This window comes from Pseudomonas batumici, assembly GCF_036585405.1.
Taxonomy (GTDB): domain Bacteria; phylum Pseudomonadota; class Gammaproteobacteria; order Pseudomonadales; family Pseudomonadaceae; genus Aquipseudomonas; species Aquipseudomonas batumici.
In genome coordinates this window covers 4,397,155-4,418,456 of record NZ_CP144470.1, presented here as the reverse complement: position 1 = coordinate 4,418,456, position 21,302 = coordinate 4,397,155, and the positions used below count along the sequence as shown (strand labels likewise).

Genomic DNA, 21,302 nt, shown 5'->3' with positions numbered 1-21,302 from the left:
GTTTGCGGTCTTTCAGGTGCCTATCGTGACGGCAACTGCAAACCGAACCGAGCAAACAACCCCATGACCCGCGCCCTTGTCACCGATTGGAAATGCATCGCCACCAGCGGCAAGACCGCCGATGGCCGCACTCTCGATGCCCAAGACCTGCGCGATATGGCGACCTGTTACAACCCAAACCATTACACCGCCGTCATCTGGTACGAACACATTCGCTACCTGGGCAATTTCGGCACTGTCGCCGCACTCAAGTGCCGAGACCTGGGCGACGGCCGTGTCGGCCTGTTTGCCCAACTCAAACCCAACGACCGCTTGCTCCAGCTCAACAAGGAAGCGCAGAAGCTCTTCACCAGCATCGAGATTCGCCCCAACTTCGCCGACAGCGGCAAGCCTTACCTGGCGGGCCTGGCGATAACCGACCAGCCCGCCAGCCTCGGTACCGACGCCCTGCACTTTTCACGCAGGGCTGGTGAAGGCAACCACTTTGGCGCTCCCGAACCGCTGGGTGACCTGTCGACGAGCGACCTCGACGACACCCGTGTCACGGCCTTTTTCTCCCGGCTGTTCAGCCAACTGCATCGTAAAGACGCTCCCGAATCCCTTCACGACGAGACCCCATCCATGGAACCGAAATCGGTCGAGGCTTTCACCGCCGCGGTGGAAAAGCTCGGCAACGCGGCAGAAAGCCTTGAAAAAAGCGCCGCGACCTTTGCCGCGCAACCGGACAAAGCCGCTCCCACCGAGCCATCCACCGCGCTCCAGTCCGAGGAATACAAAAGCCTCAAAAGCACGCTGGACGAACTGACCGAGACCTTCAACAAGGCGTTGAACCAGGGCAGGGGCCAAGACGTCCCGCCCACCACGGGTGCTGTCGATGACCCACAAGAAGAGGTCTACTGATGAGCCTGAGCTCTGAAGCCCGGCAGCGCTATTACGCCCTGCAAGCCTCCGTTGCCCGGACCTACCGTGTTCGCTCCGCCCGGGAAGAGTTCAATATTGAACCGTCCATGGCGCAGACCCTGAACGACAAGATCACCTTGAGTTCGGCTTTTCTCCAGCGCATCAACATCGTCCCGGTCAGGGAGCTTCGCGGACAGAAGGTCATCCTCGGCTTGAACGGCCCCTCGACCGGGCGCACCGACGTGAACCGAGCCGACCGGGAGCCGAAAAACCTGCTCGACCTGAACGGTCTGGAATACGAACTGTTCGACACCCAAAGCGATGTCGCCCTGCCGTTCGCCACCATCGACGCCTGGGCCAAATTCCCGGACTTTGCCCAGCGCTACAGCAAAGCCGTGCATACCGGCATGGCCCTGGACCGAATCATGATCGGCTGGCATGGCACCCACGCGGCAGCCGACACCAATCCTGTCGCCTATCCCATGCTTCAGGACGTGAACAAAGGCTGGATTCAACTGGTGCGCGAACAGGCGCCCGAGCAGATCCTGATCGAGGGTGCCACACCCGGCAAAATCCAGATCGGCGGCACTGGGGATTACCCGAACCTGGACGCCCTGGTGCATGACGTGTCGCTCATGATCGATGAGGTGTTTCGCGGCAGCGGTGATCTGGTCGCCCTGATCGGACGAGATCTGCTGTCCCATGAAAAGGGCAAGCTCTACGCCGCCCAAGGTCGTACCCCCACGGAAAAAGAACGTGTCGAAATGGCCCAGGTCATTGCCACTTACGGCGGCCTGCCCAGCTACACCTGCCCGTTCTTCCCTCCCAAAGGCGTGGTCGTCACCAGCTTCAACAACCTGTCGATCTACTTCCAGGACACCTCCTGGCGACGCCACCTGCTGGAAAACCCAAGACGCTCGCGCACCGAGGACTACAACAGCCGCAACGAAGGTTATGTCGTCGAGCAATTGGGGAAATTCGCCAGCATCGAAGCGGACAACGTCGAGTTTGTTCCCGACACCGCGCCCGAAGAGCCCCCGGAAGGAATCGCCGCATGAGCCTGGCCCTCAAACATAAGCAACGGATACTCGACCAGGGGCCTGCCACCAACGACGTGCCCTACAGCCCGACCCAAGCCCTGGCCGGCCCGGCCAATGCGCGAAAGCACCTGGCCCTGATGAGCAGCGCCATGGCCGAGGATCTGGCGCGCCTGTCGGACCTCAACGCCCTGGACGCCCGCCAGCGTCTCAAGCGCGACGAACTCCTGCCCAAGTACAGGGAGTACGTGCAGCGTTATCGAGATTCGGGCCTGAACCACCCAAATCCGATCCTGATGCAAGTCCTGATCTGGCTGTTCGACACCGAGCAGTTCGAGGAGGGTTTGGAGCTGGCCGACTTCGCCATGCAACAGAAACAGCCGATGCCCGAGCGCTTTCGTCGCGATATTCCGACCTTCGTCGCCGACACGGTGATCGAGTGGGCCGACGCTGAATACAAGGCCCACCGCAGCCCCGAACCCTACCTGTCGCGGCTACTCCCCCGAGTCGATGGCGAATGGCAGCTGTTCGAAAAGATCCCGGCTCGCTACCACAAGTTGCTCGGCTGCATCGCCATGGATCGGGAGCAGTGGAGCGATGCCATCGCTCATTTTGAGCGCGCTGCCGCCTTGTATCCGAGCATTCAGGTGAAGACCCGGCTGGACGACGCCACCAAGGCCCTGCGTCGACAAGAAGGCCAATAAACGACTTCCCCCCCGCAGCGGGGGCCTGCCGAGGCCATGGCATCAGCCAACGGCCGCAAGCAGTCACCCCCGCTTTTTATTTCGAACGAGCGCACCGCCATGAGCTTTTCCGGCAGACCCACGCACCTGATCGACCACCCGATCCCCAACGACGGCTTCTGGCCGGACCTGGACGTGGCCGAGTTTCAGCGCAGCTACCGGCTTCCGGCGGAGTACCTGCTGGAACTGCTGGTGGACGGCCTCACCACCGCCATGCACGAAGTAAACAACGACTTGGCTAAACGCAAAGCCGACTGGCAGCGCGCCGATATTCACCAGGTCTCCCGCGCCGATCCGATGGTGCTGCCTGAGCGCCATTTCTACGTGGCCAGCTACAAGCGCGCCGTGTACTGCCGGGCCAAGTCCTTCCTGTTGAGCCAGTTCGCCACGGTGAACCGTCGAGAGTCGGCGCAAAACCTGGCCAAGGAAGCGCCCGACACCGCCGAACAGTTCCTGGCGTTCAGTCAGCAAGCTGTGCGCCTGATTCAGGGCCGAAGCCGCATCACCTCGGAGCTGATCTGATGTACAAGCTCCGTGCCCTGACCGACTACCTGATCACCCGTCGTCTGGTGGCCCCCGAACAGCTCGACAGCTGGGCCGAAGAGGTCAGCCTGCCGCTGTTCTGGAAACCCACCGAGCAAGGCCTGCACATGGGTGATATGCGCTATCGCGCCGTCATTGTCATGGAGCGCTTTGGCGACAATCCTGCCCGGCTGATGGCCCTGGTCGGCTCATGGTTGGAGGTCAACGACCCTGATCGGGAAAGCCACGATCTGTCGTCGCCCACCTTTGAGATTGACCAGCTCGACCCGGACCTGGCCGACATCGAGCTGCAACTAGACTTTATCGAACCCCAGCACCTGGCCGAGTCCGATGACGGCGAGATTGAGGCCTTCGGCAAGCGCTGGGCGTTCGTGCCGTATGACCTGTGGATCGCCGAGCACGGGAGCGTGATCCATGCCGACGCCGATGCTTGATTTCGATATCCGCGGCCTGCTCGATGCCCGGGCGCAAATCCAGCTGCTGGACCTGCCCGCCACCAAGCGCCGCCGTCTGCTGAATACAGCCAGCAAACGCCTTCGCACCCAGGACCGCAAGCGTATCCGCGACCAACGCAACCTGGACGGAACGCCTTATGCCCGCCGCAAAAGTGGCGGTAACCGCAAGATGCTGCGCGGCCTGGGCAAAGGCCTGCAGGTAATCGGCCTGAATCCCCAGCAGGCCGTGTTGGGTTGGAAAAGCCGCCGAGTATCGCGGGTGGCCGGTGAGCATCAGCACGGTCGGTCGCAAACCATGACCGCCGCACGTCTGCGCCGCTGGAACAAAACCCCTCAGTATCAGGACCACGCCACACGTCCCCAGGCCCGCGCCTTGCTCAAGGCGGGTTACCGGGTCCGTCAGGACAAGCGCTGGAAGCGCCCCACCCAAGCCTGGGTCATGGAAAACCTCAAGACCGGCCAAGCCGGTCTGATCCTCTCCCTGCTGCAGGGCGATCCGAAAAAACAGAGCTGGAAGATCGATCTGCCCGCCCGAATCGTCCTGGGCGCCAACGTCCAGGACGTGCGCGACATCCTGCAGATCGTCCTGGCACAAACCCTCAACGCCCCCCGATAGCGAGGCCCGTCCATGGCTCAAGGCAAAGTCAGCGTCAACAACCTGAACCTGGGACAAGGCCCGGTGACAGAGATCGAGCGCTATTTCCTGTTTATCGGCCCGGCGCCGAAAAACGTCGGCAAGTTGCTGGCCCTGAACACCGACAGCGAGTTGGATACTGAACTGGGTGTGGACGATTCCGATCTGAAAACCCAGATCACTGCCTCCCGTCTCAACGGGGGAGACCGCTGGGCATGCACCGCGATTCCCCTGGCCGTAGATGGTGATTGGGCCGATGCCCTGGAGAAAGCCCAAACCGAAAACGTTTCGGTCGAAGGCGTGGTGATCACCAAACCCATCACCGCAAGCACCGAGTTGACGGCCATGCACGCCGCTGCCGTGGCCTTGCACAACCGCTACGGTCGCCGCGTCTTTGTGATGGCGGCCAGTTCAGGTATTTCGACCGCCACCCAGGAATGGGCCGACTACCTGGCGGAGCAGCGCGCCTTGACCAACAGCGTTGCGGCCCAACGGGTGCTGCTGGTCCCGCAACTGCACGGCAACGACCTGGGCGTATTGGCCGGACGCCTGGCGACCGCTGAAGTCAGCGTCGCCGACAGTCCTATGCGCGTGGCAACCGGCGCCCTGATCGGCCTGGGCCCAACCCCTGAAGACAAAGAGAAGCTGCCGCTACCGTCCTCGGTCCTGGCCGAGCTGGACAAGGCGCGCCTATCGGTGCCGAAAACCTATCCGGACTATCCCGGGGTGTTTTGGGGTGACGCCAACCTGCTGGATGCCCCGGGTAGCGATTTCACCGTGATCGAAAATCTACGTGTCGTCGATAAGGCAGCACGGCGCATCCGGCTTTTGCTGATTCGCCTGGTGGCTGATCGCAAGGTCAACAGCACGCCCAACAGCATGGCCAGCACCAAGCTCAAGCTGATGCGGCCACTGCGCGAAATGGCCCGCGCCGTGACCTTTGCCGGCGAGCAGTTTCCCGGCGATATCGAGCCCCCCAAGGACGGCGACGTGGTGTTGCTGTGGAAGAACCGCACCACCATCGAGATCTATTTCAAAGTCCGACCGTTCAACTGCCCCAAGGACCTGACCGCCAATATCGCCTTGGACCTGTCTGCCGGCGAGGAGGAATAACCCATGGCCCGAATCAGCGGCATGAACTTCGATATCAACCTGGGCGACCTGCAGGTGCATATCGAAACAGCCACCTTGGATATCACCGACAACAGCGCAGTGGCCCAGACCCGCGGTGTACCGGACGGTCATGTGGACGGCGACGTGGCGGCAAGCGGGGAGTTCGAACTCGACAGCGCCAACTTTTCGCTGTTGATCGAGGCCGCCGGGCGCGCTGGATCGTTCCGCAAATTGGAGCCGTTCGATGTGTTGTTTTTCGCCAAGACCGCCACCGACGAACTGCGCGTCGAGGCCTTCGGTTGCCGGCTGAAAATCTCCAGCCTATTGGACATCGACCCCAAGGGCGGGCAGAAGTCCGTTCACAAGGTGCCGTTCGACGTCACCAGTCCGGATTTTATCCGCATCAACGGCGTGTCGTACCTGGACGCCACTGAAACTGAGGGGCTGCGCTGATGTGGAAAGCAGCTTGCCTCACTGGTCGCGGCGAAGGGGAGAAGATTTGAGATGAACGACTGCAAAAAACAGCAGCCACCGAGAGCGGCGGCTGCCAATGGCGATAGCACTTCATGCGTGCGGCGGGACATACAACCGGCTGATCAGCCCCCCAACCGCAGCACCTTCCACGTCAACCAAGTGAGTGGTCGACTGCGGATGATGCGTGATGAGGTGAGGACGAACCCGCCAACAGGGCGTCCACAACAGCCCGCGCCATTTCTACCGAGTGAAGCATGCCCCAGAACAGAGACCGCTCCACGGGATTGGTATGCAAGCTGATTTCGTCACCGTTCAGTTCGGCGACTTCCAGCAATTTCGACACGTAGACCAGCGCGTCCTGAGCCTTGACGCCAGGTTGGATGGCAAAAATCGTGGGTCTGAGAGGGTCAGCGTAATTGACGGTTTTGGATAGGGTTACCGCGAGGGTATCGAGCAGGCGGGCCGCGTCTGGCCGCATTGATTTCACAGGACCGTTAGAAACGGGAGGCGGATCGGGGGTGATTTTCTTAATCATGGTGAGTCTCCGTGTATTTGTGGAGTTCACCGCCGTTCGTGTCCAAGCGAATGGTGGCGAACTGTACGCAGGTTGGACAACCGGGACACAGATAACCCGGCACACTCGAAAGTGTCCCGCGCACAGCCCGCCATGATGCGAGCACAAAAAAACCGCAATTGCGGTGCTGTACGCACTGTGAGTTCCGGGAGTCCAAGCCCGTATCGCTGAATTTGCAACGACAACAGGAATGTAGACCCGGCAATGGGCACGCACAACATTCTCCCACGCCAAAAACACGTAGGAAATATTAGTTTTTTTGGAAGGCCATTGCCCCTCATCGCGAGGCGCTGGCGAGCTGCAGGGCGAGGAAGGGAAACCACTCACCTGCCAATATGAAAACGACGACATCAACCGGAGTAAAGACCCTATGAGCGAACACCGCGACATCACCCTACAGATCAGCGAGCACGACTTTCTCTTCACCCTGGCCCCCCAGGACGTGACCAAGTACTTCAACGCCGTCACCCCAAACAACAAGGTCGCGCCGTCCAACAACTTGCTGACGACCACCGTCAAATCCGACCAGCTCGACGCGCTGCGCCCCTTCTTGCGCAACCCGATGTTGACGATGCAACTCGCCGGCACGCTCCTCGAGGAGTACGCGCCGGATGTTGAAGTGACCGTAAAAAAGCCCTCGGCCGAGCGGAGCGCCTGAGCGACGACGGCCTGGGTCAGTTAATGGCTCTGGTCGAGCGCTGGCTACCCGGCTTTGAGCCCACGGCGCACAACCTGGGTACCGCCAAATGGCTGGAAGACAACTATTGGAAACGCATGGAGATCGCAGTCGCCAATGGTATCGCCGTAGCACTGAAAGGCTGATTTTGAGAACCGAGACATGAGCACATCCGCCACCAGCAAACTCGACTTTGTCCTGCGCCTGGTCGATCAGGTCAGCAAGCCGTTGAAGCTTGTCGATTCCTCTTTCAGCCAGCTCGGCCAGCGAGGGCAACAGGGAATCAAGCAGATGGGCTTGGGGCTGGCCGGCATGATCGGCGCCGGTTACGCGCTCAAGCAGGCTATGGGCCCTGCGCTCGCCCAGCAGGCCGCGTTGGGCGAAGTCCAGAGCCTGGGCGTGGCAGCGGACGCCCTGGATCTGCTCAATCAGAAATCCCTGGCGTTCAGCATTGCGTATGGCAACAACGCCAGTGCCTTCGTCAGTTCGGCCTATGACATCCAGAGCGCAATCGCGGGTCTGACCGGCACGCAGCTGGCGACCTTCACCGAGGCCTCGAACGTGCTGGCCAAGGCGACCAAAGCCGATGCCGCGACCATCACCGGCTACGTCGGCACGATGTACGGGATTTTCAAAAACCAAGCCGATGCCATGGGCAAAGCCCAGTGGGTCGAGCAACTGACCGGCCAGACTGCCACGGCGGTACAGATGTTCAAGACCACGGGCCAGGGCATGAGCAGCGCCTTTTCGTCCCTCGGCGCAACGGCCACCAGCATGGGCATCAGCATGACCGAACAACTGGCGGTGCTCGGTACGCTGCAAACGACGATGAGTGGCAGCGAGTCCGGGACCAAGTACCAGGCGTTTCTGGCCGGCGTGTACGGCGCCCAGCAAAAGCTAGGCCTGTCGTTCACTGACAGCCAGGGCCGCATCCTGCCCCTGCTCACCATCCTGGACAAACTCAAAGGCAAGTTCGGCGATACGCTGGATCTGGCCGAGATGAAGCAGATCGAAAAGGCCTTTGGCAGCAAGGTGGCGTTGGGCTTTATCACCGGTTTGATTGATCAAACCGCGGGCCTGAATAACAGCATCGACCAGCTCGGCAAGGTCAAAGGCATGGAAAAAGCCATTGAGATGGCCCAGGCCATTGCCGACCCCTGGGAGCGTTTCGGCGAGGCCGTCAACGCCGTGCGGATCATCTTCGGCCAAGCGTTGCTGCCCGTGCTCAATCCGCTGATGGAACGGCTGGCCGAAGGCGGCAACACGGTATTGCGCTGGTCGAAGCTCTTCCCCAACCTGACCCGCATCATCGGCCTGAGCGCCCTGGCCGTGGTGGGCCTGACGGCGGGGGTCGCGCTGATGACCTTTGTGTTCGGCGTCTGGCGCACGGCCATGGTGCCGGTGATTGTGTTGTTCAAGCTGTGGAACCTGCTGAACTGGCGCGGTGCCCTGCGCATCCTCGGGCATATCGCGATGATTACCCTGTTCGTGGCCGGCCTCTCGCTGCTGTACACCTGGATGGGCATCGCTCGCACCGGCATGTTGTTATGGCAAGCCGCTATCTGGCTGGTCAACGCTGCACTGTGGGCCAACCCGATCACCTGGATCATCGCCGGCATCATCGCGCTCGGCGCGTTGGTTGTGGCCGCCATCTACTACTGGGACGAATGGACCACGGCCTTGATGAACAGCGCCGCCTTCCAGTTTGTCAGCGAACAGCTCACTGCCCTCTCTGACTGGTTCGACTCCATGGGCGGCTGGTCAGGCATGGCCAAGGCTGCCTGGGACGGCATCGTGGCGATCTTTCACAACGCCATCAACGGCCTGATCGCCCTGCTCAACAAGATCCCCGGCGTGGACATCAAGGCCCAGTTCGGTGAGCTGCCGGCCGGGCCGAATCTGGAGAGCCTGGAGGCTGCGCAGCGCGCCCAGCAAACCATCAACGCCGCCATTCCTTCGCTCTCCCCCAACCGCGCCACGGCGGTGCCGCCCGGCGGGCTGCTGACCAGCATCCAGAACAGCAACACGCAGAACAAGGGCACCCACATCGAGCACCTGACCATCCAGAACAGCAAACCGATGACCCCGCACGAGCTGCAGGGAATGTTGGAGATGGCCGGATGAGTGAGTACGTCGATTTGCTGATTGTCGGCAACGACCTGGTGCTGGACCCGTCGAATCAGCCGGTGTTGGTCGACGACCGCGCCAGCATTGCGCAAGACATCGCCCACATGATCCGCGACAGCGGGCTGCTGGTGACGCTGGTCGCCGAGCGTGATCGTCTGCGCCAGCGCGATTGCATCCAGCAGATGGAGCTTCTGGTGGAGGCTGACGAGCGCCTGGTGCCGGGCACGGCGCGGATTCACCCGACAGCGCCCGGGCAGTACCTGGTCACCGCCACGACCGTGAAATTCGGCCATATCAAGGTGACGCTGTGAGCGACGTGGACTTTGAAGAGGCGCTGAAAGAGGCCGGCATTCCCATCACCGAGGCAACGCTGAAAACCGCCTGGGAAAAGGAGATGACGGACCAGGGCAGCAAACTGAGCAATACCAGTGCCTTCTCACCGTTCTGGCGGCTGGTCAGCGCGCTGGTGACCAAGCCGGTGTTGTGGCTGATCCGGTTCGTGATCGAGACGGTACTGCCGAACTTCTTTGTCAAAACCGCCGAGGATGCCTGGCTGGACATGCTGGCCTGGGCGGTAGATGTCGAGCGTAAAGCCGCCACCAAAGCCAGAGGCGAATTGCTGTTCACCCGGGGCAGCGCCGCCGGCACACTGGAAGTCCCCGCCGGCACACGTGTGCAATCGGCGGCGATCAACGGCCATGTGTACGAGCTTAAAACCACACTCCCCGGCGTGTTTGCCGACGGCCAGGCTCAGTTGGCCATTCCGGTGGAGGCGATCGAGGCCGGTAGCGGTTTCAACCTGGCGCCGGGGTACTACGCCATTCTCCCGGTGCCGGTACCGGGCATTGTCCAGGTCGTGAACACCGAGAACTGGCTGATCGAACCCGGCGACGATGCCGAGCACAACGACCAGTTGCGCCTGCGCACACGTAACCAGTTCTCGGCGGTCAACCAGTACCACACCGACGCGGTATACCGGGCGATGATTGCATCATTCCCCGGCGTACGTTTGGACGGTGTGTATTTCGAGCACGGCGCCCCCCGGGGCCCGGGCAGCGCCAACGCACTTGTGTTGTTCGAGGCCGGCGTGCCGGCAGCGGAATACCTGGAAAGGATCAATGCGTACATTCGCGACGGTGGCAATCACGGCCACGGCGACGACATGCTGGTCATGGTGATGCCCGAGACCTTGCACAGCATCACGTTGACGCTATGGCCCCGACCGAACCTGAACGCCGAGCAACGGACCCGCTTGCAGCTTGAGGTCGAACAATTCATCCGCGCCGCCTTCCGCGAGAGCACTGCCAGCGACTACCAGCCGACCCTGACCTTTCCGCAGTCGCGCTTTTCCTTCAGCCGCCTGGGTGAAGAACTGCACGAGCAGTTCCCGCGCATCGAGTCTCTGTACTTCGATAACACCGACATCATTTCCGACCTGAACATTCCCCGGATCGAAAGCCTGGAGGTGCTGCTCGATGCTTAAGCTCGACCTGCCTTTTTGGTTGAACGCGGGCGAGCTGGCCAAGCTCAAGGCCGGTGTCCAAGCCTGGTGGACAAAGGTCGAGGGCTGGCTGCAATGGCCCCTGCAGCAGATGGATGCCGAACAGTGCCACCTGAACATTCTGGATCTGCTGGCCTGGCAGCGGGATATCACTCGCTTTCGCGGTGAGCCCGAGTCGCTGTACCGCCTGCGCGTGGCGTACGCCTTTATCAACTCGGTGGATGCCGGTTCCACCGCCGGGCTGATGCGGGTTCTGCACCGGCTGGGGGTGGGCTACGTCGAGATCGAGGAGCGGCTGCCCGATCGGGATTGGGACGTGGTGCTGCTCAAGCTCAGTGATTCGCAGCTGTCCGACAACCCCGAGTTGCTGCGGGTGATCGTGCAGCAGTACGGGCGCACGTGCAGGCGCTACGACTTCGTGACCATCACCCCCGTCACCCTGCTGCTGGCAGCGGTCGACTTCAACGACGATCAGCAGACGCTGGTCGCCACGCTGTAGGAGAGCCTCGTGGGCGCCGCGATTACCCTGGCAGGCGAACGCCTGATCGCCGAGAAACAGGCCGCTGGTGAAGTGCTGGAGGTGAGGCGCTTCGTCCTCGCCCTGGTGCCCGACCTTGATCCGGAGCAGCCGTTAGATCGGGAGGCGGGCAAACCACCGCCTGAGCAGATCGTGTTCACCGCGCCGTACACGCAGAAAGGGTTCGTGAACCCCAACCAGGTCGCGTACAGCCTGATGATGGGCAGCGATATCGGCGACTTCGACTGGAACTGGTTGGGCCTGGAGACGGAGGAAGAGGTGCTGCTGACCGTGGCCTATGTTCCTGTCCAGGAAAAGCGCAAGAACATCCCACCGCACCAAATTGGCAACAACGTCACGCGCAATATTCTGGTGGCCTTTGACGGCGCCCAGGAACTGACGGCCATTCATGTTGACGCCAGTACCTGGCAGCACGACTTCACCGTACGCCTGACCGGCATCGATGAGCGTGAACGCCTGAGCAATCGCGAGCTGTTCGGCCGCGCGTGTTTCTTTGGCGAATCCCTGGCAATGGAGCAGGTCGACGGGAGCTATCAGCTCAAATCCGGGCTGGCCTATGTCGAGGGCATCCGCCTCGAACAGCTCGCCGTCCTGCCCGTGGCGCCCGATGATTTGCCGACCACGGCCTGGCTGGATGTCGCCCTGCAGCGAGACCTAAATGATCGTGGCGCGACCTGGGCCGTGGTGTTCAGCGACGACCTGCAGGACTATACCGACAGTGCCGGCGTACGGCACTACTGCATTCCGATTGCCGACCTGCCCGACACCTCCCGCGTGGTAGATCGGCGCCCGGTCGAGCCCATCGATGGGCCGCTGCTCCAGCACTTCGCCGCCCGGATCGGCGACTATCCGGCGCTGCGCGCCCGCGCCACCACCAAAGACGACGTAGGGCTGGACCAACTGCCCAACGCCAAGAGCGATGACCCGGACACCAACAGCAGCGAGATCCTGGCGACCACGGCTGCACTGAACAAGCTGAATCAGCAGATCAGTGACGCCCTGGTGGGAATGGTCGCTGCGTTCGACATGGAGACCGCACCGCTGGGCTGGCTCAAGTGCAATGGCGCCGCAGTCTCTCGTGAAGCCTACGCCAAGCTATTTGCCGTGATCGGCACGCGCTATGGGGCTGGCGATGGCAGTACCACGTTCAACTTGAGTGACCTGCGCGGGCAGTTCATCCGCGGCTGGAGCGACGGCGGCGGGATTGATCCAGCGCGGGCCCTGGGCAGCCTGCAGGACGGGCAGAACGCCTCCCACACACATACCGGTACGGCCGATCTGGGCGGGGTCCACTCTCACGGCGGTGGCACACACGGCGCTGGCGATCATACCCACAGCGCCAGTACAACAATAAATGGAGACCACCAGCATGGGATATACGCGACCGGCAATAACACGTCCTTCGGTCGCCAGGGCACCGGCAGCGGGCCAGGAGACTACGCGGCACAAACCACCGTTGCGGGTGCGCACGCTCACGGCGTCACTATCGGTGTCGCGGGTGAGCACTACCACTCCCTCGTCACCGATAACAGTGCGGCACACACCCATACGCTTACCGTTGATGCCTCGGGCGGCAACGAGGTCCGCCCGACCAACGTCGCCTATCTGATCTGTATCAAGTATTGAGGTACCCATGACGACCAAAACGGTTTATCAGGTCAATCGGATGGGCGTGTACGTCGGCCCCGTCACAGCGGATGAGTCGCCCCTGGAGCCGGGTATTTTCCTGATTCCCGGTGGTTGTGTGGAAAGCGCACCGCCCGAGGCCCCCGAGCATAAAGCCGCCTACTGGAATGGTCGCGCCTGGCAGTTGGTGGAGTATTTCGAGGGGCTGGTTGTGTACAACACAGCCAACCGCGAACCGCTGACGCTTACGGGTGTCGGTCCGATTCCCAACGGCTACACCGTGAAAAAACCCGAGCCCGGGCAGATCTGGAAATACGGCCGCTGGGTCGATGACCTGGACACGATGCTGGCCAAGCTCTATGAACAGAAACTCGCCTCGATCAATGAGGGCTGTAGTCGCTACATCGAGTCGGGGTTTACCTCCGAGGCCTTGGGCGAGCGCTACAGATATAGCAGTTCGCTGGAAGATCAAGTGAACCTCTACGGTCTGATCGACAGCGAGTTGGACGGGCTTTACCCGGCCTACGATAGCGATGGGAAAAAAGTCTTTCTGCTCCACGAGGCAAGGCAACTGCGCCAGCTTGGCACAGACCTGGTGCTGTTCAAGCAGAGCGCCTTGCTGCACGCCGAGACACTGAAACAAGCCTTGGCCCAGGCACTGGCCGACAAGGATCTGGCCGCCATGAAAGCTATCGAATGGAGCCCGCTGGCATGACCTGGGCCCCCGTAACCCTGCGCTGGCCCGCCGAATCCACGCAGTGGATGGAGGACCTGGGGCCGGCCAAGGATCTGGCCGGTAGCGAACTGGTCAGCACTGCGCGGCGCCTGGCGGACTTGGACGGATTGGCCACCACCACCCCGGGGCCGGTGGGAGAGGCTGCCGAAGCGGCGGTGGCGGCGGGTCGGCTCGCCATGGCCGAGCAACTGGGCCAGGCACCCGCGTGTCTGGCCGTGACGCCATTTCAAAGTGGGATCGGCCAGGGCAGCGGGAATCAGCGGTTTCTGTCGGCACCGAATCTACTGCAATTGCTCGCCGACAAGCTGCTGGACGACGACGCCCGGCGATTCGCCGGCGATCAATACGCCTTGGCGCTGATGTTCCTCTCGACCCGCTATGAACAGTTGGCCGAGACTCTGGCGCGCTTCAATACGTTGATGCCCGTGCCGGACCTGGTGCGCAGCGAGCGCCGGGCTCGGCACCTGTCGCGCCTCGAAGCGGAAAAGTGGGAGCTGCCCAGTGCCGGCACACTCCCGCGCTGGGGGGCCCTACCTCTGGAGCGCTGCACGATTACCAAGGCGGCCAAGCAGTCACTGTCGGGGCAACTGGCGGTGCTGGAGAGCTACGCAAACAGCTCGCCGCTGTCCGACCTGGGCGCGCTGGCCACCCGCAAAGCGGCCCAGAGCGCCGCCCGTGATCAGCAGTTAAAAGACCTGCAGGAGCAGTTGGCCAACCCCAGTCCGGACAGCAGCATGGTGGTACGCCTGGTCGGCCCCGGCAACACGGCCGAGCTGCGACGCGCCTTGCTCGCCGGCACGGCACCGGGGCATGAATGGGTGCTGTGTGCCGGCCTGGTTTTGGTCGGTCCTCGGGAAGGGCTGGGCTTTGTCCAGGAACTGGTGGGCCTGTGACGCTGCTGCTCGACGGCCAGAAGGTCAATGGGAAGTCGTTGAAGGTAACCGCCAACCTGCGTATCGACAGCGCGGACATGTCCGGGCAGACCAGCAACACCGACAGCTCGCACAAGGGCTTTAAGCCCAAGGCGTTGACGGTCACGCTGATGATCCCATTCCGCGATCAGGACCATCTGACGGAGCTGATGCAATTGGCCGAGGCCACTGAAGCCGGTGGCCAGCTCAAGACCTATCGGGTGGTCAATGACACGGCCCAGGCCTTCGGCCTGCGCCAGGTGCAGTTCAGCGATAACGTCAGCGTGCGCGAGGACGACACCCTGTCAGCTTGGCGGGTGCAGTTCTCCCTGAGCGAAAAACTGTCCAATCCGGAACGCGTGGAGTCCCGTCGGCCGGATAATTCAGTACAGCAGCAAGGTGGTACCGGCAACGGCGTGGCCGACCCATCGACGGACAGCGAGGCTGGGGCCCCGGAGCTGAGCCGCTTCGAAAAGATGCTGAAACGGGTCGATGACTACCTGGCGCCGCCCTCATGAAACTGCACAAAGTCTTGAGCGTGAATGGGCAGCCGTTCGATCTGGTCAGCGATGACGTACGCCTAGACCTGCGCAGTCCTGGGCGGGCCAGCTTTACCCTCAAGGCCGACGCGCCCCTGCGCGGTCTGGTGACGCTCGACATCGGCTACAACGACCGCCCACTGCAACGGCATTTCCTGGGTTACATCGAGCGCTGCACAGCGGCCAACAGCCGGGAACAGCTACTGTTCTGCCGGGAGGCGGCAGCGGTCCTGACCTTCCCGCTTCCGCTGGCGTTGCGTCATGTGAACCTGAGCGAAGTGCTGGTTGCGGTCAGTCAGCTGACCGGTCTGCGCTTCCGGGTGCCCGACACCGACTATGCACGGATCAAGACACCTTACTTCTACTCCCTGGCGGCGGGCATTCAGGCCATGGACAGCCTAGCGCAGACGTTCGGCATTCCCGACTTTATCTGGCAGCAACAGGGTGACGGCGAGGTCTACGTGGGCAGTTGGGCCGACAGCTACTGGGGCGCCCGCTCGCCGCTGCAACTGCCGGTCGAGCTATTCGACCAATACCAGGGCAACCAGAGCGCCACGGTGACCGCAATTCCTGGCCTGCGCCCCGGGGCATCCATCAACCAAGGCCAGCGCATCACGGCGATGACGCTAGCCGGTACCGAGATGGCCATCCAATGGAAGAGGCAGTAACCCGTATTGTCGAGCGGCGCTTTCCGGAGCTGACCGGCGCTTACCATCTGCCCCACTTTGCCCGCGTGGTCGCCGTCGCCGACCCGCCGGCCGAGAGCGGACTGTGTGACGACTTCCGGCCGCGCTATGCGGTGGATCTGGAAGTGCTGGGCCCGGACGGAGAGCCCGATCCCGGGTTGCCTATCTTGCGGGGCATAGCTCTGCCGCTGCCGGGCGGCGGCGAGGAAACCGGGTTCTTTGGGTTCCCCGGGGAGGGAACCACAGTCGTGATCGGCTTTGCCTACGGGCTGCCAAACAAGCCATTTATTCTGCAGATCCTACCCCACGGCCTGAGTCTGCCACGGTTGCCGAAAGGCGATCAGCTCTGGCAACACAGTGAAGCCGTGCAACAGCGCGCCGATGCCGAGGGCAACTGGTTGCGCCAGACCGATGCGCGTATCACTGATCGAGCCAGCGAGCGCGAGGTGGAGGCCCTGGAGAACACCGAGCGGTACCAGAGCAGCCACATAGAGGTCGATGACCACAGCCGCGAGTCCGTGGGAGGTGTAAAGACGATCGAGGCGCTGGGAGCACTCAAGCTGCTGTCCGGTGGTTCCGGCAGCCTGGCGGCGGTCGACGATCTGCACCTGGCCACCGGGCGCGACCTGAACTTGGTGGTGGGGCAAAAGCACAACGCCGTTGTGGGCGGGGACATGCATGAACAGATCCAGGGCCTGCGAAACAGCGTCGCGGCCATCGGGCAGCGCCTGAAGGCGCCTAAGACCTGGTTGGGCTCGGAAGGGGTTAACGTCCTGCAGGTGCTGGGGGATCTGATCGACCTGGTGGAGCAGTTGAGCACGGCGCTTGCCAGCCACAAACACGGGGCGACCCCGCCCCCAGACAACGCGGCCGAGTTTGCTGCCCATGCGGCACAGGCGACAGCTCTTTCAGTGAAATTGAAGCCCATCACCGAAGAGCGTTGGTAGGTCATAAGACTCGCCGCTCAGGATGCCATGAGTTCGTTGACGCACAGGGGGCGCGCTGACAAGCTCCACACTACGCCAACATCGAAGGGAATCTCCGGATGGCCTCTATCTCAAACAGTGAGTACCGCCTCGCGCAGCGCACCGACGGCGGCCCCTTCGCAGCACTGCTGTTGCTAGATGAGTTCGGTTTGCCCACCAACATTCAGGACGAAGTCGTCGAGGTTGAGGCTTACTACTCAGACACCCAGGTTCCTGATGGAGTCCCCATCGGCATGAAACCCTGGATACGCATCATGTCCATAGCTACGAACCTGATAACGATCTGGCCTGTGCAGCAACGACATGGCCATCGGGACTATGGAAAACCACTGTTCGACAATATCGATCGGCTCTGTCTTGTTGATCGGGTCGATGGTCCCTACAAGCTACCGATGACCATTGAAGACCTTGATGAACTGCTGGAATCCTTACCCACGGGCTTCTACAAAGACTGGCGTCTTGGGCTCGGTCTGCGCTGGGAGTTCCGTAGCATTATCACCACCATTGCTGAAATGTCGGATATCACAACCGTTTGCTTTCACGGCCCAGCTAATTACCCAGGCACTGATCGCGTGGAGTCCCCGATTTACTGTTTGGGCATGAATACCTTTAATCGACTGCGGAAAGAGATAACAGCTGCAGCAGGTCGACACCAGCGTGCGGCGCGCAAGGAAAAGGCTGCAATCTGTCACAACAGTCTTCTACATAGAGTCTTGCCACAGCAGTTCGGCCTGAGACGTTTTTCGCTCCCTCAAGACGCGCTGGCAGATCTAACTGCACACTCCCACGGTCAGGTTATGCTGACTAAGCGGGATCAACGGGCCGCAGTTACATTGGTTCAAGAGCACGCGGGTGCTCTGGTGAAGACAGAGCCTGCAGCGTTGCTTCGCTTGAAGCAGGACATCGAGCTGGTCACGCTCCGAGAGCTAATCGAGCGGTGTACTGAGCTGTTGGTTGTCTCAACGCCAGAGCCCAAGTGGCAGGATTTTCTATCCACTAACCCTTTCATCCTCACCATGGCGTTCCACTATCCGGTCATTAAGATCCGTGACCAGCCCTATGTCGGAGGGAAACTGCATACTGGCCAGGGAGGCTCCTATAGCGACTTCCTGATGGCGGCGGCCTCCACCAACAATCTCGCCCTTGTTGAGATCAAGAAACCAGGCATTCCGTTGCTCAGTAGTAAATACCGAGGGGTCTATCCACCCTCCGGAGAGCTCAGCGCGGCTGTTGCGCAGGTGGTAGCCCAGCGGGCGGAATTCCAGGCCAGCTTCAAGCACGTGGGCACCGAGCTGGATCGACAGGGATACCGACCACATTCCATTGCTTGCGTGGTGATCATCGGTCTGAAGCCAACCGAAGACGAAAAAAACCAAGGGTTCGAGCAGTACCGCCATTCACTGCAAGGCGTTCATGTCGTCACGTTCGACGAATTGGTTGAACGTCTTCAGTCGCTATACGACTTGCTTGCAAGCGGAGCGGGCTCACCTGTAACAACCTTGCAGGATGACGAAGCGCCGTTCTAGGGAAGGACGCGATTGGGTTTAATACAAATGACTGCGACACAGATATCCTAAGATATTGGGACTGGCTTGAAACTTGCGGAGCTCAAGCCAGTGCAGCACATTCCTTAGCCTAGGTAGACACCATTAGAGTTCTGCATTTTTCTCTCCCTTTCTATCCGTGCAGCCTTTTCCTCATCGGACTCAGGCAGATAGATTTTGTCACTGGTTTCAGGGTTAAGCGACAAGGCAAGTATCACCATCAAAGAAATAGCGAATATCCCCAAAGCAATATAAATTAAAGCACTGATCCAAAAGCCTCTGGTCACGTCCAACAACGTGACTGCGGCTTGAGTGAGCGTCAACACTTGGCTAGTTCCTAAGAGCCAAAAGTTGATAACGAACGTAAATACCAAACCAAAGCCGATATTCATGCTGGTATCATGATCTCTTCTGTGTTCCTCTTGCTTATCGAGCAATTCAATGACTAATTTATCCCTTTCAATTAGTGCTTTTTGGCGGGTGATGGACGGAATGCGATAGTCGTGATCGATTTGGTTGTCTTTGGCCGAGGGGAACAACTTAGTCCACACCGTCACTGCGAGTAAAACCTGACGCAAAACAGGAAAAAACAGGGCCATCAAAAACGCAAAAATACCTAAAAAAACCAACGCTCCTGCAGCAGTGACCTCCGGGGCGTTCAAGCTACCGAAAGATTGCAGTAGATTTTTTTTGTAGAAAATCATCAGGCATGAATCGAGCGTTAACAAAAACGAAATCAGCAGCATAAAATGCCGAAACTCAACTGCTTTATCGATGAAGGTGGTGCTAGTGGTAATGACTTTGCTAATGCTAATGCTGGAGTCGGCCATGAGCGTCCTTGGGTTGGCTAAATAATTGGCGGTCATGTCAGTATGACATCAAAAAATACGCCATACAATTCGTCAGCCTGAATCATTGGAGCTGTCATCATCGGTGAGCGGGTTGAAGATTTTTTAAAGTCAAGCCTGTTCAATTTTTTGATGGATTGCGATCAGATCAGGTATGTGGTCTAGACAATGAGCCGTGAAAAACTCACGAGCCTTGTTGATCCGATACTTATCAAACAGGCAATGCAGCGCTTGTTCAAGCTTGGAGCAATTAGTGGTCTCCAGCTGAGAAATTACCCGAAAGCGAAAAGGCACTCCGGTTGTATAAAGTTGAGTGATTCGCTTATCTACAGGCCCTGTAGTTATGCCAATCTTGACGATTTCAATACCATCGACTGTGAACAGATTGGTTCCGAGGACATATAGGGTGCCGATATCATCAGCCAGCTTTTCGAGGTTTTCACCCTCAATGATATTTTCTGCCCCCAGCTCGGTAGGCTCAGCATCCGTCTCTAATGACATTCTGTGAGGCTTCTGAGATTTGTCCGCAAAAATATCCGGTGCGCTACGGCACGCGATATAAATGCGCGCCAGTACCGCGTGATCAACATCTTTGTAATTTCCATTCTGAACGTTACGTAGATGTGATTCGGTACCGTAGTACTCAGGGTAATGAATCTTGACGACTGCCCTGATTTCTTGAGGCGTCATACCCGTGGGGTCATCTCGGAGAATTGTACGTACAACATCAGTAAAGCTAAGTTTTGGTTGCATAAACGCTCCTTGTTTCGCGGGTAGGGCTAGGGACGGAAAATTTTAACGCAACCAAGCCGATTCTTCTAAGAATCCGCAGTGTCGCATGTCAGGAGATTCTGAAAAATGACGTACAGGCTGATCGAGGCAAAGCAGCCGTCACCAGAGGAGGAAGATGACCGAAAACCTGAAGGGACCCGGATGATGCAAGACATCCGCTGTGGCCACTGCCGCCGCAAGCTCGCCGCCGCCAGCGGCTTCATCGATCTGCAAATCAAGTGCCCGCGCTGTCGGACACTCAATCACCTGAAGGCCCAGAGCCTCCCGCCAGAACGCCAAGAGCCTCCACAACCACGAGTGTTGGAATGCAACAACCTACCCTTGGCAGCCTGTTCGCAGGCATAGGAGGCTTTGATGTCGGATTTGAAAACGCCGGATACCGAACCGCCTGGCAAGTTGAACTCAACCCCGTCAACCGGGCTGTGCTTGCCGATCGATTTCCCCATGCACGCCAGTTTGAAGATGTGCGCCAGTGCGGCGCTCACAACCTCTGTCCTGTCGATGTCCTCACCGGAGGATTCCCCTGCCAGGACATCAGTACAGCCGGTGCCCGGGAAAGCAACAAAGGTCGACGCGGGCTGCGCGGCGAACGCAGCGGCCTTTTCTGGGAAATCATACGAATACTCAAGGAAATTCAACCTCGCTGGGTGGTGCTTGAGAACGTCGTTAACCTGCTCGCTGTCAACGATAGCCAAGACTTTGAGACAGTCATCAGGACCCTTGCGGACTGCGGGTATGTGGGATTCTGGCGAGTGCTTAATGCCCAATATTTCGGAGTCCCCCAGCAGCGTCGTCGCGTATTCCTGGTCGCCGGTTATCGAAAAATGCCCCCCATGGAGCTGCTGGCTGACGCCGCTCCAGTGGACGCAATACCTCCGGCGTCTGGCTCGATCCGATGGCCTTTACCCGCGGATGCCTGGGCTGCCAATACTCTATTGGCAAATAAAGCCGGATCACAGATCACTCTGGGCTGTACCACTTTCGTCGCTCAGCCGAACGGATGGGATCAGATGGTTGAGCGGCAGCGAGCGTCTGAAGATGATGGGCTTTGCCTCGGACTGGATGCGGCCAACCTTGCGGAGGCTTTCGGTGCCGGAAATGCCGTTGTTGCGCAGGTGGCGGGGTGGATTGCGCGGAAGCTGATCGAGGCAGGGTGAGCAGGATCAGGAGGGATTGGAGAATTTCAGGCTGCCCAAACGAATTTGGGCTAGCTCCCCTACTGCCTAATTCTAGCGCGATGGACCGTAGGATATTCACGGTTCAGAAAACCGGACAAAGCTCAAAGCATATCTGCACTTGTGTCACAGTAAAAATACAAA

General features: G+C 60.0%; 26 protein-coding genes. 23 read left to right on the top strand and 3 right to left on the bottom strand.

Features of this window, described 5'->3' with window-relative positions:
• The first annotated feature begins 63 nt into the window (after positions 1–63).
• The 8 genes from NUH87_RS20020 to NUH87_RS19985 all read left to right on the top strand — a co-directional run bounded on the left by NUH87_RS20020 (position 64) and on the right by NUH87_RS19985 (position 5,878).
• Entirely contained in the window at positions 64–900 is an 837-nt protein-coding gene (locus tag NUH87_RS20020) for a GPO family capsid scaffolding protein (protein WP_338522425.1), read from the top strand.
• Entirely contained in the window at positions 900–1,958 is a 1,059-nt protein-coding gene (locus tag NUH87_RS20015) for a phage major capsid protein, P2 family (protein WP_338522424.1), read from the top strand. The genes NUH87_RS20020 and NUH87_RS20015 overlap by 1 nt, the downstream gene beginning before the upstream one ends.
• Positions 1,955–2,641: a phage terminase small subunit gene (gene gpM, locus NUH87_RS20010; protein WP_338522423.1), complete on the top strand. Its 687-nt coding sequence runs from the start codon at positions 1,955–1,957 to the stop codon at positions 2,639–2,641. The genes NUH87_RS20015 and gpM overlap by 4 nt, the downstream gene beginning before the upstream one ends.
• Before the next feature lie 99 nt (positions 2,642–2,740).
• Positions 2,741–3,202 carry a head completion/stabilization protein gene (locus NUH87_RS20005; RefSeq protein ID WP_338522422.1) on the top strand — a complete coding sequence of 154 codons (462 nt, stop codon included), beginning with the start codon at positions 2,741–2,743 and terminating at the stop codon, positions 3,200–3,202.
• Positions 3,202–3,657, top strand: a complete 456-nt coding sequence (locus tag NUH87_RS20000) for a phage tail protein (RefSeq protein WP_338522421.1) — start codon at positions 3,202–3,204, stop codon at positions 3,655–3,657. Before NUH87_RS20005 ends, NUH87_RS20000 begins: the two co-directional genes overlap by 1 nt.
• On the top strand, positions 3,638–4,294 hold the full coding sequence (locus NUH87_RS19995; protein WP_338522420.1) for a virion morphogenesis protein: 657 nt from the start codon (positions 3,638–3,640) through the stop codon (positions 4,292–4,294). Before NUH87_RS20000 ends, NUH87_RS19995 begins: the two co-directional genes overlap by 20 nt.
• A gap of 12 nt (positions 4,295–4,306) precedes the next feature.
• A complete protein-coding gene (locus tag NUH87_RS19990; RefSeq protein ID WP_338522419.1) occupies positions 4,307–5,425 on the top strand; it encodes a DUF2586 domain-containing protein in 1,119 nt (372 codons plus the stop codon).
• 3 nt (positions 5,426–5,428) lie between these two features.
• Positions 5,429–5,878: a phage protein gene (locus NUH87_RS19985; protein WP_338522418.1), complete on the top strand. Its 450-nt coding sequence runs from the start codon at positions 5,429–5,431 to the stop codon at positions 5,876–5,878.
• 172 nt (positions 5,879–6,050) lie between these two features.
• On the opposite strand, the gene NUH87_RS19980 is transcribed toward NUH87_RS19985, so the two are convergent.
• Complete coding sequence (locus NUH87_RS19980) at positions 6,051–6,434, bottom strand: hypothetical protein (protein WP_338522417.1); 384 nt, start codon at positions 6,432–6,434, stop codon at positions 6,051–6,053.
• A 409-nt stretch (positions 6,435–6,843) separates the two neighbouring features.
• On the opposite strand from NUH87_RS19980, the gene NUH87_RS19975 reads away from it, so the two are divergent.
• The 13 genes from NUH87_RS19975 to NUH87_RS19915 all read left to right on the top strand — a co-directional run bounded on the left by NUH87_RS19975 (position 6,844) and on the right by NUH87_RS19915 (position 18,325).
• The gene (locus NUH87_RS19975; RefSeq protein WP_338522416.1) at positions 6,844–7,131 is read left to right on the top strand and encodes a putative phage tail assembly chaperone; all 288 of its coding nucleotides are present in this window, start codon (positions 6,844–6,846) and stop codon (positions 7,129–7,131) included.
• Positions 7,132–7,154: 23 nt separating this feature from the next.
• A complete protein-coding gene (locus NUH87_RS19970) occupies positions 7,155–7,295 on the top strand; it encodes a DUF6890 family protein (protein ID WP_338522415.1) in 141 nt (46 codons plus the stop codon).
• Between the two features lie 16 nt (positions 7,296–7,311).
• Positions 7,312–9,273, top strand: a complete 1,962-nt coding sequence (locus NUH87_RS19965; RefSeq protein ID WP_338522414.1) for a phage tail tape measure protein — start codon at positions 7,312–7,314, stop codon at positions 9,271–9,273.
• Positions 9,270–9,587, top strand: a complete 318-nt coding sequence (locus NUH87_RS19960; protein ID WP_338522413.1) for a DUF2590 family protein — start codon at positions 9,270–9,272, stop codon at positions 9,585–9,587. Before NUH87_RS19965 ends, NUH87_RS19960 begins: the two co-directional genes overlap by 4 nt.
• Positions 9,584–10,759 carry a baseplate J/gp47 family protein gene (locus tag NUH87_RS19955; RefSeq protein WP_338522412.1) on the top strand — a complete coding sequence of 392 codons (1,176 nt, stop codon included), beginning with the start codon at positions 9,584–9,586 and terminating at the stop codon, positions 10,757–10,759. Before NUH87_RS19960 ends, NUH87_RS19955 begins: the two co-directional genes overlap by 4 nt.
• Positions 10,752–11,276, top strand: a complete 525-nt coding sequence (locus NUH87_RS19950) for a phage tail protein (RefSeq protein ID WP_338522411.1) — start codon at positions 10,752–10,754, stop codon at positions 11,274–11,276. The genes NUH87_RS19955 and NUH87_RS19950 overlap by 8 nt, the downstream gene beginning before the upstream one ends.
• A gap of 9 nt (positions 11,277–11,285) precedes the next feature.
• Positions 11,286–12,941 (top strand): phage tail protein, encoded by a 1,656-nt coding sequence (locus NUH87_RS19945; protein WP_338522410.1) that lies wholly within the window; start codon positions 11,286–11,288, stop codon positions 12,939–12,941.
• Positions 12,942–12,948: 7 nt separating this feature from the next.
• Positions 12,949–13,656, top strand: a complete 708-nt coding sequence (locus NUH87_RS19940; RefSeq protein ID WP_338522409.1) for a hypothetical protein — start codon at positions 12,949–12,951, stop codon at positions 13,654–13,656.
• Positions 13,653–14,570 (top strand): hypothetical protein, encoded by a 918-nt coding sequence (locus NUH87_RS19935; RefSeq protein ID WP_338522407.1) that lies wholly within the window; start codon positions 13,653–13,655, stop codon positions 14,568–14,570. Before NUH87_RS19940 ends, NUH87_RS19935 begins: the two co-directional genes overlap by 4 nt.
• Positions 14,567–15,106, top strand: a complete 540-nt coding sequence (locus NUH87_RS19930) for a DNA-binding protein (protein WP_338522406.1) — start codon at positions 14,567–14,569, stop codon at positions 15,104–15,106. The genes NUH87_RS19935 and NUH87_RS19930 overlap by 4 nt, the downstream gene beginning before the upstream one ends.
• The gene (locus tag NUH87_RS19925; protein WP_338522405.1) at positions 15,103–15,795 is read left to right on the top strand and encodes a hypothetical protein; all 693 of its coding nucleotides are present in this window, start codon (positions 15,103–15,105) and stop codon (positions 15,793–15,795) included. The genes NUH87_RS19930 and NUH87_RS19925 overlap by 4 nt, the downstream gene beginning before the upstream one ends.
• Positions 15,780–16,760 carry a hypothetical protein gene (locus NUH87_RS19920; protein ID WP_338522404.1) on the top strand — a complete coding sequence of 327 codons (981 nt, stop codon included), beginning with the start codon at positions 15,780–15,782 and terminating at the stop codon, positions 16,758–16,760. The genes NUH87_RS19925 and NUH87_RS19920 overlap by 16 nt, the downstream gene beginning before the upstream one ends.
• A gap of 98 nt (positions 16,761–16,858) precedes the next feature.
• Positions 16,859–18,325, top strand: a complete 1,467-nt coding sequence (locus NUH87_RS19915) for a Shedu immune nuclease family protein (RefSeq protein ID WP_338522403.1) — start codon at positions 16,859–16,861, stop codon at positions 18,323–18,325.
• A 104-nt stretch (positions 18,326–18,429) separates the two neighbouring features.
• On the opposite strand, the gene NUH87_RS19910 is transcribed toward NUH87_RS19915, so the two are convergent.
• Together NUH87_RS19910 and NUH87_RS19905 are read right to left on the bottom strand one after the other, a co-directional pair.
• Entirely contained in the window at positions 18,430–19,173 is a 744-nt protein-coding gene (locus tag NUH87_RS19910; RefSeq protein WP_338522402.1) for a hypothetical protein, read from the bottom strand.
• 129 nt (positions 19,174–19,302) lie between these two features.
• A complete protein-coding gene (locus tag NUH87_RS19905) occupies positions 19,303–19,944 on the bottom strand; it encodes a GIY-YIG nuclease family protein (RefSeq protein WP_338522401.1) in 642 nt (213 codons plus the stop codon).
• 105 nt (positions 19,945–20,049) lie between these two features.
• Here NUH87_RS19905 and NUH87_RS19900 point away from each other — a divergent pair, with 105 nt between their 5' ends.
• Both NUH87_RS19900 and NUH87_RS19895 read left to right on the top strand, forming a co-directional pair.
• Positions 20,050–20,328: a Com family DNA-binding transcriptional regulator gene (locus NUH87_RS19900; RefSeq protein ID WP_338522400.1), complete on the top strand. Its 279-nt coding sequence runs from the start codon at positions 20,050–20,052 to the stop codon at positions 20,326–20,328.
• Complete coding sequence (locus tag NUH87_RS19895; protein WP_338522399.1) at positions 20,289–21,140, top strand: DNA cytosine methyltransferase; 852 nt, start codon at positions 20,289–20,291, stop codon at positions 21,138–21,140. Before NUH87_RS19900 ends, NUH87_RS19895 begins: the two co-directional genes overlap by 40 nt.
• The last annotated feature ends 162 nt before the right edge of the window (positions 21,141–21,302 follow it).

Coding starts and splice junctions, on each gene's coding strand:
- NUH87_RS19935 (WP_338522407.1), top strand. CDS start 13,653: ATGACCTGGGCCCCCGTAACCCTGCGCTGGCCCGCCGAATCCACGCAG.
- NUH87_RS19925 (WP_338522405.1), top strand. CDS start 15,103: ATGAAACTGCACAAAGTCTTGAGCGTGAATGGGCAGCCGTTCGATCTG.
- NUH87_RS19985 (WP_338522418.1), top strand. CDS start 5,429: ATGGCCCGAATCAGCGGCATGAACTTCGATATCAACCTGGGCGACCTG.
- NUH87_RS19920 (WP_338522404.1), top strand. CDS start 15,780: ATGGAAGAGGCAGTAACCCGTATTGTCGAGCGGCGCTTTCCGGAGCTG.
- NUH87_RS19970 (WP_338522415.1), top strand. CDS start 7,155: ATGGCTCTGGTCGAGCGCTGGCTACCCGGCTTTGAGCCCACGGCGCAC.
- NUH87_RS20000 (WP_338522421.1), top strand. CDS start 3,202: ATGTACAAGCTCCGTGCCCTGACCGACTACCTGATCACCCGTCGTCTG.
- gpM (WP_338522423.1), top strand. CDS start 1,955: ATGAGCCTGGCCCTCAAACATAAGCAACGGATACTCGACCAGGGGCCT.
- NUH87_RS20005 (WP_338522422.1), top strand. CDS start 2,741: ATGAGCTTTTCCGGCAGACCCACGCACCTGATCGACCACCCGATCCCC.
- NUH87_RS20020 (WP_338522425.1), top strand. CDS start 64: ATGACCCGCGCCCTTGTCACCGATTGGAAATGCATCGCCACCAGCGGC.
- NUH87_RS19910 (WP_338522402.1), bottom strand. CDS start 19,173: ATGGCCGACTCCAGCATTAGCATTAGCAAAGTCATTACCACTAGCACC.
- NUH87_RS19990 (WP_338522419.1), top strand. CDS start 4,307: ATGGCTCAAGGCAAAGTCAGCGTCAACAACCTGAACCTGGGACAAGGC.
- NUH87_RS19960 (WP_338522413.1), top strand. CDS start 9,270: ATGAGTGAGTACGTCGATTTGCTGATTGTCGGCAACGACCTGGTGCTG.
- NUH87_RS19915 (WP_338522403.1), top strand. CDS start 16,859: ATGGCCTCTATCTCAAACAGTGAGTACCGCCTCGCGCAGCGCACCGAC.
- NUH87_RS19965 (WP_338522414.1), top strand. CDS start 7,312: ATGAGCACATCCGCCACCAGCAAACTCGACTTTGTCCTGCGCCTGGTC.
- NUH87_RS19995 (WP_338522420.1), top strand. CDS start 3,638: ATGCCGACGCCGATGCTTGATTTCGATATCCGCGGCCTGCTCGATGCC.
- NUH87_RS19950 (WP_338522411.1), top strand. CDS start 10,752: ATGCTTAAGCTCGACCTGCCTTTTTGGTTGAACGCGGGCGAGCTGGCC.
- NUH87_RS19980 (WP_338522417.1), bottom strand. CDS start 6,434: ATGATTAAGAAAATCACCCCCGATCCGCCTCCCGTTTCTAACGGTCCT.
- NUH87_RS19975 (WP_338522416.1), top strand. CDS start 6,844: ATGAGCGAACACCGCGACATCACCCTACAGATCAGCGAGCACGACTTT.
- NUH87_RS20015 (WP_338522424.1), top strand. CDS start 900: ATGAGCCTGAGCTCTGAAGCCCGGCAGCGCTATTACGCCCTGCAAGCC.
- NUH87_RS19940 (WP_338522409.1), top strand. CDS start 12,949: ATGACGACCAAAACGGTTTATCAGGTCAATCGGATGGGCGTGTACGTC.
- NUH87_RS19905 (WP_338522401.1), bottom strand. CDS start 19,944: ATGCAACCAAAACTTAGCTTTACTGATGTTGTACGTACAATTCTCCGA.
- NUH87_RS19895 (WP_338522399.1), top strand. CDS start 20,289: ATGCAACAACCTACCCTTGGCAGCCTGTTCGCAGGCATAGGAGGCTTT.
- NUH87_RS19900 (WP_338522400.1), top strand. CDS start 20,050: ATGACGTACAGGCTGATCGAGGCAAAGCAGCCGTCACCAGAGGAGGAA.